The following is a 12,055-nucleotide window of genomic DNA, read 5'->3' as shown; positions in this document are numbered from 1 at the left end:
GCTCCGACGGCCGACGCGGTGCGGGCGGCCGCGCCGGAGGCTGAGGACGTGCAGCCGACCCGCCCCACCGACGCCCTCGTCTCCGCCTCTGATCCTGCCTCCGTCCACGTCGTTCCGGCCCGTCCGGTCCCGCCGGTCGCGCGGGTGTCGATCGCCCTGACCGGCGCCCTGCTGGCCGGGGTGCTGACCTCGTTCGGGCAGGCGGTCCCCGCGCTCGCGACCGTGTCGAACTCGGCCGGGCCGTGGTTCGTCGTCGCGGTGCTGCTGTGTGCGGTCGCCGGTGTCCGGGCCGGCCGGGTGGCCCTGCCGCTCGCGATGCTGCTCGGCGTCGTGCTCCTCGAGCTCATGCACGTGGGCTACTGGGCGGCCACGGTGCTGCGCGGGTACCCCGACGTCCTGTCGATCACGAACCCGTGGGTCCTGCTCGGGGTCCCCGCGGGACTGCTGGCCGGGGCGGTCGCGGTGGCGCTGCGTGGCGGACGCCGGCGCGGCACCCGGGGCGCGGTGCTGGCGGCCGGGGCGCTCGGGGTCGTGGCGGCGGTGCTCGTGGGGGAGTCGGTGCGGGCGTTCCTGCGCGTGGCGACGCCCGAGACGACGCCCGCCTGGGCCGTGCAGCTCGCCGTCGGGGTGGTGGTGCTCGTCGTGTCGATCGTGCGGGCGGGCAGCCCGGTCGGCCGCGTCACGGCGCTCGCGACCGGACTCGTCGGTGCCGTCGGGGTGTTCGGCGCACTGCTGCTCATCGGCGGGTGAGGCGGTTCTCCACAGGTCAGCCGTGGGGGGTCTGGTTCGCAGGTGGAACTGGGAGGATCACCGGGTGCACCTCCTCTCGGTCTTCAGCATCCGGAACCGCGCGCTCATCGCCCTCGTCACCATCGTCGTCGCGGTGTTCGGCGGCATCTCGCTCACGAGCCTGAAGCAGGAGCTCATCCCGAGCGTCGAGTTCCCGCAGGTCGCGATCGTCAGCGCCTACCCCGGTGCCACGCCGGAGGTCGTGTCGAACGACGTGTCGACGAAGATCGAACAGGCGATCCAGGTCGTGCCGAACCTGGAGTCGACGACCTCGACGTCGTCGACCGGGCAGAGCGTGGTGTCGGCGTCGTTCGACTACGGCTCGAACCTGGCGAGCGCCGAGGACAAGATCCAGACCGCCGTGAACGCGCTGTCGCTGCCGGACACCGTGCAGACGCAGATCGTCACCGGGTCGTTCGACGACCTGCCCGTGCTGCAGCTCGCCGTCACGGCCTCCGGCAACCAGGAGCAGCTGGTCGACCGGCTGAACGCGACCGCGGTGCCCGACCTCGAGAAGCTCGACGGCGTGCGGCAGGCGAGCGTGTTCGGCAACCCGGGGCGCCGCGTCGTCATCACGCCGAACGAGTCCGAGCTGGCGGCGAAGGGGCTGACGAGCCAGTCCATCTCGGACGCGCTGAGCGACAACGGCACGCTCATCCCGGGCGGCACGATCACGCAGGACGGCACGACGCTCTCGGTGCAGACCGGGCAGCGCATCGCCTCGCTCGCCGACATCGAGGACCTGCCGCTCACGGCGTCGTCCTCGTCCTCGTCCTCGTCCTCGTCGTCGTCCTCGTCGTCCGCCGGTGGCTCCGCGACGGGCGCGGCCGGCGGCTCCGCCGCGTCGGGCGGGGCCGCGTCCGGTGGCGCCACGTCCGGTGACGGCACCGCGGGGGGATCCGCCGCCGGCCAGACCGGCACCGGGACCACCGCGACCGGCGGGGCGGGCGCGAGCAGTGCCTCCAGTCCGACCCGTCTCGGCGACGTGGCGACCGTGCAGATCGCGGAGTCGCCGCGGACCTCGATCAGCCGGGTGGACGGCAAGACCGCGCTGACCATCGCGATCACGAAGACGCAGGAGGCGAACACGGTCGACGTCTCGGAGACGGTGAAGGCCGCGCTGCCCGGGATCGAGGCGAAGGTGACGGGGAGCCCGCAGTTCACCGTCGTGTTCGACCAGGCGCCGTACATCCAGCAGTCCATCGACTCGCTGGCCGAAGAGGGGCTGCTCGGCCTCGGCTTCGCCGTCGTCGTGATCCTCGTGTTCCTGCTGTCGTTGCGGTCGACGATCGTCACCGCGATCTCGATCCCGACGTCGGTGCTGCTCGCGGCGATCGGCATGCGCGCGGCCGGCTACACGCTGAACATCATCACGCTCGCGGCGTTGACCATCGCGATCGGTCGCGTGGTGGACGACTCGATCGTGGTGATCGAGAACATCAAGCGGCACCTGCAACCCGGCGTCGACCGGGGGCGTGCGGTGCTCGACGCCGTGCGCGAGGTGGCGGGGGCGGTGACCGCGTCCACGCTCACCACCGTCGCGGTGTTCCTGCCCGTGGCCTTCGTCGCCGAGCTCGTGGGTGAGCTGTTCCGGCCGTTCGCGCTCACCGTGACGATGGCGCTCGTCGCGTCGCTGCTCGTGTCGCTGACGATCGTGCCGGTGCTCGCGTACTGGTTCCTGCGCCCGCCGAAGGGACACAAGCACGCGGGTGCGGCCGCGTCTCCTGACTCGTCGGCGTCGGCGTCGGCGTCGCCTGCGTCGTCTGCGTCGTCGACCGGGGTGCTGTCGTCCGGCGCGGACCTGCACGACGCCGCTGCTCCCGACCGGCTTCGCCGCGGGTACCAACCGGTGCTGCGCTGGGCGATCGGGCGGCCCGCGATCGTGCTGGTGCTCGCCGTCCTCGTGCTCGGCGGGACGGCCGCGGCGGTGCCGTTCGTCAAGACGAACTACCTCGGCGACTCCGGCCAGAACACGTTCACCGTGACGCAGGACCTGAAGCCGGGCACGAGCCTCGCCGTGCAGTCGGACGAGGCCGAGAAGGTCGAACGGGCCCTCCGCGACGTCCCCGGCGTGCAGACCGTTCAGACGACGATCGGCTCGAGCGGCCAGTCGATCCAGGCGGCGTTCGGCGGCGGGGCGTCGGCCTCGGTGCAGTACAACGTCACGACCGACGCGCAGCGCGACCAGACGACCATCCAGTCCGACGCGCGGAAGCGCATCGACCGGATCGACGGCGCCGGCGAGGTGTCGCTGACCTCGAGCAGCGGGTTCGGCGGCTCGAGCGACATCGAGGTGGACGTCACCGCCCCGACCCAGGCCGAGCTGCAGACCGCCGCGCAGCAGGTCCTCAAGGAGATGCGGGCGGTCGACGGGACGACGGGAGCGACGAGCAACCTGTCCGCCGCCGAGCCGTACCTGGCCGTGAAGGTCGACCGGCAGGCGGCCGCCGAGCGCGGGCTGACCGAGACCCAGGTCGGCGGGCTCGTCGCCGCGGCCGTGTCACCGCGGGACACCGGGAGCGTCGAGATCGACGACGCGACGCTCGACGTGTACATCGCCGACGCGAACCCGCCGGCCACGATCGACGCACTGAAGAGCCTGTCGATCCCCACCGCGACCGGCGAGGTGCCGCTGTCCGACCTCGCCACGGTCGAGCAGTCCGACGGCCCGACGACGATCACGACGTCGAACGCCGTCCGCACCGCCACCATCACGGTGACGCCGGACGCGTCGAACCTCGGTGCGGCCGTGCAGAACGTCACGAAGGCGGTCGACCAGCTCGACCTGCCGAAGGGTGCGTCGGCCTCGATCGGTGGCGTCGCGTCGAGCCAGTCGTCCGCGTTCAGCCAGCTGTTCCTCGCGATCCTCGTCGCGGTGCTGATCGTCTACGTGATCATGGTCGCGACGTTCCGGAGCCTGCTCCAGCCGGTGCTGCTCCTGTTCTCGGTGCCGTTCGCCGCGACCGGCGCCGTGCTGCTCCAGATCGCGACGGGCATCCCGCTCGGCGTCGCGTCGATCATCGGTCTGCTCATGCTCGTCGGCATCGTCGTGACGAACGCGATCGTGCTCATCGACCTCGTGAACCAGTACCGGCGCCGCGGGCTCCGGGTGCGCGAGGCCCTGGTCGAGGGCGCGACGCGGCGACTCAGACCGATCCTGATGACCGCGCTCGCCACGATCTTCGCGCTGCTGCCGATGGCGATGGGGCTCACGGGCAAGTCGGGCTTCATCTCGCAGCCGCTCGCGCTCGTGGTGATCGGTGGTCTGGTGTCCTCGACGCTGCTCACCCTCGTGGTGCTGCCGGCGCTGTACTCCGTCGTCGAGGGTGCGCGGGAGCGGCGGGCGGACCGTCGGGCGGCGAAGTCGGGAGGTGCCGGGGAACCGGCTCCGGGCGGGGTCAGCGCGTCACACTGATCCCGGTCCCGGTCCCGGTCCCGGTCCCGGTCCCGGTCCCGGTCCGGGTCCCGGTCCGGGTCCGGGTCCGGGTCCCGGTCACGGTCCCGCTCCCGGTCGCGGACTCGGTCAGTGGGTCTCGCTGCCCCGGAACCAGGAGACGAGCGCGCACGTGAGCGTCACGAGGAACACGACGGCCGTGCCCTGGGCGACCACGGCGAGGTGGCCGGTCGCCGCCGCGTAGCCGCTCGTCGCCACCGTGGCCGTGAATGACAGACCAAGCAGGAGCTCGGTCCCGGTCTGTGCGGCGGTGCGGCGCGGCCACTCGGAGGTGGCGCGCGCGGGGCGGGTCGGCGTGTCGGTCACCCCAGGAGTCTGGGGGTGCGAGGGACCCTCGCGCACGCCCGCCTCCGGGTGGCACCCGCACGGGGCACGCGCTCCGCCGGGCCCGGTCGTGTCGCGGTCGGGTCCGGTCGCGTCGCCGTCACCCGAGCCGTGCGTGCAGGAACGCGACGACCCGCTCGCTCATCGCCCGGTCGAGCTGTGCGATCGAGTGCGCCGACCCCTCCACCGCGACGAACGTCACCGGGACGTCGTGGGCACGGAGCGCCGCCACGAACTCCTGGGACTCCCAGAGCGGGATGAACTCGTCGGTGGAGTGTCCGACGAAGAACGGTGCCGTGTCCCGGGTGACGTGGGAGGTCGGTGACGCGCGCTCGGCAGCGGGGCACGCAGTGTACGTCCGGCAGCCGAGGTACAGGAGCTGCTTCCGCTGGAAGGACGCCGAGACGCCGTCCGCGCGGGTGGACCGCTCGGTCAGGTTGGTCGGCCCGCTCAGGTCGACGACCGCGCGGATCCGATCACCTGCGGCGTACGCGGCGGACTCGTGGTCGGTGACGGCGAGCAGCGCGACGAGGTTACCGCCGGCACTGCCGCCGAAGACCCCGACACGGGCGGCGTCGATGTCGTACGTGGCGAGGGTCGACGGGCGGAACACCCAGTCCAGTGCCCGGCGGACGTCGTCGAGACCCGCGGGGAAGGGGTCGGTCGGCGCCAGGCGGTAGTCGACGTTCACCGTGACGAAGCCCTCGGAGGCGAGGTACTCGCACACGGCCCGGTACGCCGCGGTGGCCTTGTCGCCGTGGGACCAGCTGCCGCCGTGCACCATCATCACGGCGGGCCGTCCACCGCGGCGGTCGGCTGCGTCGTCGGTCGCCGGCGACGGCCGTGGCGACGGGGTCGGTGCCGCTGTGGGGGTCGTCTTCGTGTCCGGGGCACTGTCCGGCGGCAGGCACACGTCGAGCCGCTGCAGGGCATCCGCACCGTAGGGGACGTCCGTGACGACGTCGATGCCCGGGTAGCGGAGCGACAGCGGGTGGATCACGGGGTCCGTCGTCACGGTCGCGTTGCTGTCCGTGGCCGGGTCGGCGCTGCACGACCCGAGTGCTCCGAGCACCCCGATCGCCAGGCCCGCGGCGAGGAGCGCGAGCATCGTTCGACGGCGGGACCTCATCGCGTCCACGCTAACCCGGCTCCGGGCGTTCCCCAGCACCACGCGGACCACGAGCGGGTGCCAGGATGGGGGCGACCCCGTGAGCTGGAGGACCCCGTGAGCCGTCGCAAGGCCTGGAACACCGACCCCGAGCCCCTCCTGCGCGTCGAGGAGGGCTTCCGCCTGGACCGCGTCGACCCGGACTCGACGCCGGGGTTCGCCGGCCGCAAGATCGACGGGCTCGAGTCCCTCGCCGCGGGGGCCACACGCCTCGCCGCCCTGCAGGAGCGCCTGCACGCGGCGAGCACCGCCGGCGACGTGCGCCGCGTACTCCTCGTGCTGCAGGCGATGGACACCGCGGGCAAGGGCGGGATCGTCTCCCACGTCGTCGGTGCGGTCGACCCGAACGGCGTGCACTACGCCGGGTTCAAGGCGCCGACGGCCGAGGAGCGCGAGCACGACTTCCTGTGGCGGATCGAACGCGAGCTTCCGCGCGCCGGCCAGCTCGGCGTCTTCGACCGGTCGCACTACGAGGACGTCCTCATCCAGCGCGTGCGGTCGTTCGCCCCGCCGGAGGAGATCGAGCGTCGCTACGGCGCGATCGTCGACTTCGAGGACGACCTGGTCGCGCAGGGCACCACGATCGTCAAGGTGATGCTGCACATCTCGAAGGACGAGCAGCGCGAGCGCCTCGGCGACCGGCTGGACCGCCCGGACAAGCACTGGAAGTTCAACCCGGGCGACATCGACGAGCGCCTGCTCTGGAACGACTACCAGCAGGCGTACCAGATCGCCCTCGACCGCACGTCGACTGCGCGGGCGCCGTGGTACGTCGTCCCCGCGAACCGCAAGTGGTACGCCCGGCTCGCGGTGCAGCAGCTGCTGCTCCGCGCGCTCGAGGACATGCAGCTCACCTGGCCGCCGGCGGACTTCGACGTGGCGGAGGAGCGCCGCCGGCTCGCGGAGTCCTGACCCGGGGGGCTGGCCGTGGCGGCGGATCTCGCGTAGACTCACGCGGTCGGCCTTCGACACCGTGACACTGTGATCACGGATTCTGCTTGGGTGTGTGTTGCTCGAGGGCTGGATTCACGTCGAACCGCGACGGGAAGAACCCCCTCTCCGCTCGAAGCTCCGCGCCGATGTCGCTGCCGGGCATGCGGACGTCCGCACCCCGGAAAGTAGCCATGGCCCCGTACGACAAGGGCGCGCGTCAGCGTGCCGACGACCGAGTCCGCCACCCGAACGGCACCCCCGCCGCGCGGAGCAGCAAGCACCGCGGCTTCCGCGCCGCCGACCCGTCGCAGCCGCGACAGAAGCAGCGCTGGGACGCCGAGGAGCGCCGCGGCCGTTCGGCGCAGGGCGAGCGTCCGGCGCGTCCGAACTGGGAGCCGCGCGACGGCGGCCAGCGTCGCGACGACCGTGGCGCGCGTGGCTTCGACCGCAACGACCGCGGTGCACGCGGGTACGACCGGGACGACCGTGCGCCGCGTCGCTCCGACCGGGACGACCGCGCTCCGCGTCGCTCCGACCGGGACGACCGCGCTCCGCGTCGCTTCGAACGGGACGACCGCGCTCCCCGTCGTGATGACCGTGACGACCGTGCCCCGCGTCGCTTCGACCGTGACGACCGCGCCCCGCGCCGCTTCGACCGGGACGAGCGCCCGCAGCGGCGCTCGTTCGACCGTGACGACCGTGCCCCGCGTCGCTTCGACCGCGACGACCGGGCCCCGCGTCGCTTCGACCGTGACGACCGTGCCCCGCGTCGCTTCGACCGTGACGACCGCGCTCCCCGTCGCGACGACCGTGACGACCGTGCCCCGCGTCGCTTCGACCGCGACGACCGGGCCCCGCGTCGCTTCGACCGCGACGACCGCGCTCCCCGTCGCGACGACCGGGACGACCGCGCCCCGCGCCGCTTCGACCGTGACGAGCGCCCGCAGCGTCGCGACGACCGCGCTCCCCGCAGCTTCGACCGGGACGACCGTGCCCCGCGCCGCTTCGACCGCGACGATCGGCCCCAGCGCCGCGACGCCCGCGACGAGGCCCGCACCGGGTACGTCCCCGCGGACGACGTCAAGCTCGAGAAGCTCCAGGCCGAGGCGACGATCGCGGCCGACGTCGAGGGCGTGAGCTTCACCGACCTCGGCATCGGCGGCAACATCTCCCGCACCCTCGCGGAGATGGGCGCCACCAGCCCGTTCCCGATCCAGGCAGCGACGATCCCCGACGTGCTCGCCGGCAAGGACGTGCTCGGCCGTGGCCGCACCGGTTCCGGCAAGACCATCGCCTTCGGTGCGCCCCTCGTCGAGAAGCTCATGGAGCACGGCGGCGGCACGAAGCGCCGGATGGGCCGTGCCCCGCGCGCCCTCATCCTCGCCCCGACCCGCGAGCTCGCCCTGCAGATCGACCGCACGGTGCAGCCGATCGCCCGTTCGGTCGGCCTCTTCACGACGCAGATCTACGGCGGTGTGCCCTACGGCCGCCAGGAGGGTGCCCTCGAGCGCGGCGTTGACATCATCGTCGGCACGCCCGGTCGCGTCCAGGACCTCATGAACAAGGGGAAGCTCGACCTCAGCGAGGTCGTCGTCTCCGTGCTCGACGAGGCCGACCACATGTGCGACCTCGGGTTCCTCGAGCCGGTGCGCGAGATCCTCTCGGCCACGGCCGAGGTCACCCCGCACGGCGACCGTGCGCAGAAGCTCCTGTTCAGCGCGACGTTGGACGCACAGGTCGCGTCGCTCGTGTCGGAGTTCCTGCACGAGCCGAGCGTCCACGAGGTCGCCGGGGAGGACCAGGCGTCCTCGACGATCGACCACCGCGTGCTCGTGGTCGAGCAGCGCCAGAAGGACCAGGTCCTCGAGGAGCTCGTCGCGGGCGACGGCAAGACCATCGTCTTCGCCCGTACCCGCGCCTACGCCGAGCGTCTCGCCGACCAGTTCGAGGACGCCGGCATCCGTGCGACCTCGCTGCACGGTGACCTCAACCAGTCCCGTCGGACCCGCAACCTGCAGCTCCTGACGAGCGGCCGGGTGAACGTCCTCGTCGCGACCGACGTCGCGGCGCGCGGCATCCACGTCGACGACGTCTCGCTCGTCGTGCAGGCCGACGCCCCCGACGACTACAAGGCGTACCTGCACCGTTCGGGCCGCACGGGCCGTGCCGGCAAGGAGGGCACCGTCGTGACGCTCGTCCCGCGTGGCCGCCGCCGCAAGATCGAGGGCATCCTCGAGAACGCGGAGATCGAGGCGGACCTCGTCGAGGCCGGCCCGGGCGACGGGATCGTCGCGGAGCTCGCTGCGCGCTGATCGCGACGCGACCGGAGAACGGACGGGAGGCACGGTGCCAGCTGGCACCGTGCCTCCCGTCCGTCTTCCCGCACCTCGCACGTTGCGTCTCGCGAAGAACGCGCGGCGGGTCAGCGCGAGAAGAACAGCAGGCCGCGCACGTACCCGGCCTGCCCCGCGTGCTGGACGCAGTCGTCGAGGATGCTGACCAGCCGTGCGCCGCGCGTGACGGGCGGGTCCCACGCGTCGTCGACCACGGGGTCGAGGTCCTCCGGGCCGAGCGTCGCCAGGTAGGCGACCGTGCGCTCGTGCACGGCACGCAGGTACCCGTTCAGCAGTTCGGCCGAGGCCCGGACGCGACCGACGTCGTCCCGGGACATGCCGTAGCCGAGGGCCTCGGCGGGGAACGGCAGGCCGAAGCGCTCGACCCAGCCGTCCGCGGTCCAGACCTGCTCGCTGCCCACCAGGTCCGCGACCTGCGCGTCCTGGCCGCGTGCGGTGTGCCACGCGAGCCAGGCGAGTGTGTTCGCGCCGGTTGCCGGTCGTGTCGCGAGCTGGTCCTCGGACAGGCCGTCGAGGGCCCTGGCGACGGTCTCGGGGACGCGGGAGAACGCTTCGGTGAGGAGTTCGGACGGTGTCATGCCGCCGACGCTACGCGGCCGCCCCGCAGCTCGGACGGGCTCGCTCCGGTCAGCGGCGGCGGTCGAGGGCGCTGCCGACGGCCTCGAGCGCGGCCGCCACACGGGCGAGGTCGGCAGGGTCGACGCCCGAGCGGAAGGCCTCCCGGTACAGTGCTGCGACCTCGCCGGCGACCGCGACCCCGGAGGGGGTCAGGTGCACGAGGATGCTCCGTCGGTCGCCGGGGTTCGGCCGTCGTTCGATGTGCCCGCGCTGCTCGAGTCGGTCGATCAACGAGGTCATCGCACCCGTGGTGAGCTCGAGGTGGTCGCTCGCGTGCTTCGGCGTGACGCCCGCGTCTGCACCGGCGACGAACACCAGGAACCGCAGGTCGGTCGCGTGCAGCCCGCGCAGGACGCTCTGGTGCGTCAGGACCCGCGCGTGCTGGGTCTGCAGCGCTCGGAAGGCCTGGAGCACGCGGTCCAGGTCGTCGACCGGCGCCGGGCGGTCGGCGGTGGTGAGCGTGGTGAGGGTGTTCGTCATGGGACTCGTCTCGGGAGGATGTACCTCATTCAACAAGTATGTGAACGATTGAGCAAGTGACGCGCAAAGAGTCTTGTGGAACGCTCAGGGAGCACGTACGGTGTTGCCCAACCACCAGGTTCCGCAGCGCGACCAACCACCGCGGGTCCGGAACCGAAACCGATCAGAACCCCTCTCGGAGGACAACCATGTCCCGTGTGTCTCCTCGTGCTGCCCGGCTCGCAGCCTGGATCGCCGTCCCGGCCGCACTCGTCGCCTCGGGGGCCGTCGTCTCGACGGCCTCGTACTCCGCCTTCTCCGACGCCACGTCGAACCCGACGAGCAACTGGACCGCCGGCAGCGTCGCCCTGTCCGACGACGACAGCAACACCGCGCTCTTCACGGTCACGAACCTCAAGCCCGGGTCGACCGGGTTCAAGTGCATCGCCGTCACGTCCAGCGGCACCCTGCCGTCCGCGGTGAAGCTCTACACGTCGTCCCTGACGTCGCAGAAGGACCTGGCGGCGAACATCACGATGACCGTCGAACAGGGGACCGGAGGCGGCTTCGGGTCGTGCGACGGCTTCACCGCCCTGGCGACCGGCGCCTCGGTGGTCCCCGCGACGACGCTCTCGACGCTCGGCACGAACACCACGACGTACGCGACCGGCAAGGGATCGTGGACGCCCACGGGTACCGCCCCCGAGACCCGGGTCTTCAAGTTCACCTACACGGTGTCGCCGGACACCCCGAACACCGCCCAGGGCGGTTCGGCCTCGCTCGGCTTCACCTGGGAGGCCCAGAACACCTGATCCGCGACGGGCACCGTGATGGACACCACCGGCGTCGGCGGTCAGCACCGCCACGCCCGTCCGGACACCGTGCTCGACGCGCTCGACTGGGGGCGCGTCGTGGTCGGCACCCTCGCGCGCGGCATCGTCGCGACCGTGGTCGGCCTGGCGCTGTGGGCCGCCGTCCCGGCCGTGGTCGGCTGGCAGCCCACCACGGTCGTGACCGCGTCGATGGCACCCCGGCTGGTGCCGGGGGACGTCGTCGTCTCCCGGCCGGTCCCCGCGCCCGAGGTCGTCCCCGGCCGGGTCCTGCTCGCCGACGACCCGGACCAGGCCGGGCACCTGCGGCTGCACCGGTACGTCGAGACGGGCGCGGACGGCACGATCGTGACGAAGGGCGACGCCAACCCCGCCGTAGACTCGACACCCCTCGAACGCTCGGCCGTGCACGGGGTCGGCTACTTGCGCGTCCCGTTCATCGGCGTGCCCGTCCTGTGGGCGCACGAGGGTCGGTGGGGCGCGGTCGCCGCCATGGCGGCCGCAGTGGCCGGCCTGCTCGCGCTGTGCACGGTGGACGCGGGGTTGCGTCGGACCGGCCGGGAGGCCCGGGGCACCCCCGCCCCGCAGCCCCCGTCCGACGCCCTGCGCGTCCACGGGCGGCGGTCGGCGCGGGGTCCGGTCGTGCGCGGCGGCGCACGGCACGTCGCGCTGCGGCAGGGGAGCGCGCTGCTCGTCGCGGTGGCGGTGCTCGGCGGGGTCGGGGCGGTCGCGCCGCACCGGGCCGAGGCCGCGCCGTTCGCGGCGACGACGGCTTCGCCGACGTCGAGGCTGAGCGCCGCGACCATGCCCGGCCCGACCAAGGTCACGTGCGTGTCGAACGGGCTGGGCGGCGGGGCCACGATCTCCTGGACGAAACCGGACTGGCCGATCCGCGGGTACGAGGTCTCGTGGGATGGAACGCGGATCGCCACACTGGGTGCCGATGCCACGAGCGTCGTGATCACAGCGGGACTGCTGAACATCTCGAGCGGCAAGATCGCGGTCCGCGCCCTGGACGCCGTCCCTATGAGCGTCTGGTTCGCGGACGGAGACGCGCAGCCGACCGTGACGGTCGTCACGTCGTTGCGCCTCAGCTGCAGCTGAGGCGCGTTCCACAGCTCGCCGC

General features: G+C 72.7%; 10 protein-coding genes. 6 read left to right on the top strand and 4 right to left on the bottom strand.

Annotated features, from left to right (window positions below; all coding sequences use genetic code 11):
- The first annotated feature begins 48 nt into the window (after positions 1–48).
- Positions 49–750: a DUF6518 family protein gene (locus HUN58_RS08760; RefSeq protein WP_180225680.1), complete on the top strand. Its 702-nt coding sequence runs from the start codon at positions 49–51 to the stop codon at positions 748–750.
- A gap of 64 nt (positions 751–814) precedes the next feature.
- Positions 815–4,204: an efflux RND transporter permease subunit gene (locus HUN58_RS08755; protein ID WP_180225679.1), complete on the top strand. Its 3,390-nt coding sequence runs from the start codon at positions 815–817 to the stop codon at positions 4,202–4,204.
- A gap of 108 nt (positions 4,205–4,312) precedes the next feature.
- Here HUN58_RS08755 and HUN58_RS08750 read toward each other — a convergent pair whose 3' ends face one another.
- Together HUN58_RS08750 and HUN58_RS08745 are read right to left on the bottom strand one after the other, a co-directional pair.
- Entirely contained in the window at positions 4,313–4,549 is a 237-nt protein-coding gene (locus tag HUN58_RS08750) for a hypothetical protein (RefSeq protein WP_114850195.1), read from the bottom strand.
- Positions 4,550–4,667: 118 nt separating this feature from the next.
- Entirely contained in the window at positions 4,668–5,696 is a 1,029-nt protein-coding gene (locus tag HUN58_RS08745; RefSeq protein ID WP_147281431.1) for an alpha/beta hydrolase, read from the bottom strand.
- A gap of 96 nt (positions 5,697–5,792) precedes the next feature.
- On the opposite strand from HUN58_RS08745, the gene HUN58_RS08740 reads away from it, so the two are divergent.
- Entirely contained in the window at positions 5,793–6,647 is an 855-nt protein-coding gene (locus HUN58_RS08740) for a PPK2 family polyphosphate kinase (protein WP_114850193.1), read from the top strand.
- Positions 6,648–6,859: 212 nt separating this feature from the next.
- A complete protein-coding gene (locus tag HUN58_RS08735) occupies positions 6,860–8,980 on the top strand; it encodes a DEAD/DEAH box helicase (RefSeq protein ID WP_180225678.1) in 2,121 nt (706 codons plus the stop codon).
- Between the two features lie 110 nt (positions 8,981–9,090).
- Here HUN58_RS08735 and HUN58_RS08730 read toward each other — a convergent pair whose 3' ends face one another.
- Both HUN58_RS08730 and HUN58_RS08725 read right to left on the bottom strand, forming a co-directional pair.
- The gene (locus HUN58_RS08730; protein WP_180225677.1) at positions 9,091–9,600 is read right to left on the bottom strand and encodes a DUF664 domain-containing protein; all 510 of its coding nucleotides are present in this window, start codon (positions 9,598–9,600) and stop codon (positions 9,091–9,093) included.
- 49 nt (positions 9,601–9,649) lie between these two features.
- The gene (locus HUN58_RS08725) at positions 9,650–10,120 is read right to left on the bottom strand and encodes a MarR family winged helix-turn-helix transcriptional regulator (RefSeq protein ID WP_180225676.1); all 471 of its coding nucleotides are present in this window, start codon (positions 10,118–10,120) and stop codon (positions 9,650–9,652) included.
- Positions 10,121–10,308: 188 nt separating this feature from the next.
- Here HUN58_RS08725 and HUN58_RS08720 point away from each other — a divergent pair, with 188 nt between their 5' ends.
- Together HUN58_RS08720 and HUN58_RS08715 are read left to right on the top strand one after the other, a co-directional pair.
- The gene (locus tag HUN58_RS08720; RefSeq protein WP_180225675.1) at positions 10,309–10,911 is read left to right on the top strand and encodes a TasA family protein; all 603 of its coding nucleotides are present in this window, start codon (positions 10,309–10,311) and stop codon (positions 10,909–10,911) included.
- A gap of 18 nt (positions 10,912–10,929) precedes the next feature.
- Positions 10,930–12,033, top strand: coding sequence for a S24/S26 family peptidase (locus tag HUN58_RS08715; RefSeq protein ID WP_180225674.1), 1,104 nt, complete (start codon positions 10,930–10,932; stop codon positions 12,031–12,033).
- The last annotated feature ends 22 nt before the right edge of the window (positions 12,034–12,055 follow it).

It is taken from the genome of Curtobacterium sp. Csp1, from assembly GCF_013347185.1.
Note: the sequence above shows the minus strand (reverse complement) of the source record. Positions and strands in the feature narration are given on the sequence as shown.

Excerpts from the sequence above, each read along its gene's own strand:
- HUN58_RS08725 (WP_180225676.1), bottom strand. The coding sequence starts at position 10,120 with ATGACGAACACCCTCACCACGCTCACCACCGCCGACCGCCCGGCGCCG.
- HUN58_RS08720 (WP_180225675.1), top strand. The coding sequence starts at position 10,309 with ATGTCCCGTGTGTCTCCTCGTGCTGCCCGGCTCGCAGCCTGGATCGCC.
- HUN58_RS08730 (WP_180225677.1), bottom strand. The coding sequence starts at position 9,600 with ATGACACCGTCCGAACTCCTCACCGAAGCGTTCTCCCGCGTCCCCGAG.
- HUN58_RS08715 (WP_180225674.1), top strand. The coding sequence starts at position 10,930 with ATGGACACCACCGGCGTCGGCGGTCAGCACCGCCACGCCCGTCCGGAC.
- HUN58_RS08745 (WP_147281431.1), bottom strand. The coding sequence starts at position 5,696 with ATGAGGTCCCGCCGTCGAACGATGCTCGCGCTCCTCGCCGCGGGCCTG.
- HUN58_RS08735 (WP_180225678.1), top strand. The coding sequence starts at position 6,860 with ATGGCCCCGTACGACAAGGGCGCGCGTCAGCGTGCCGACGACCGAGTC.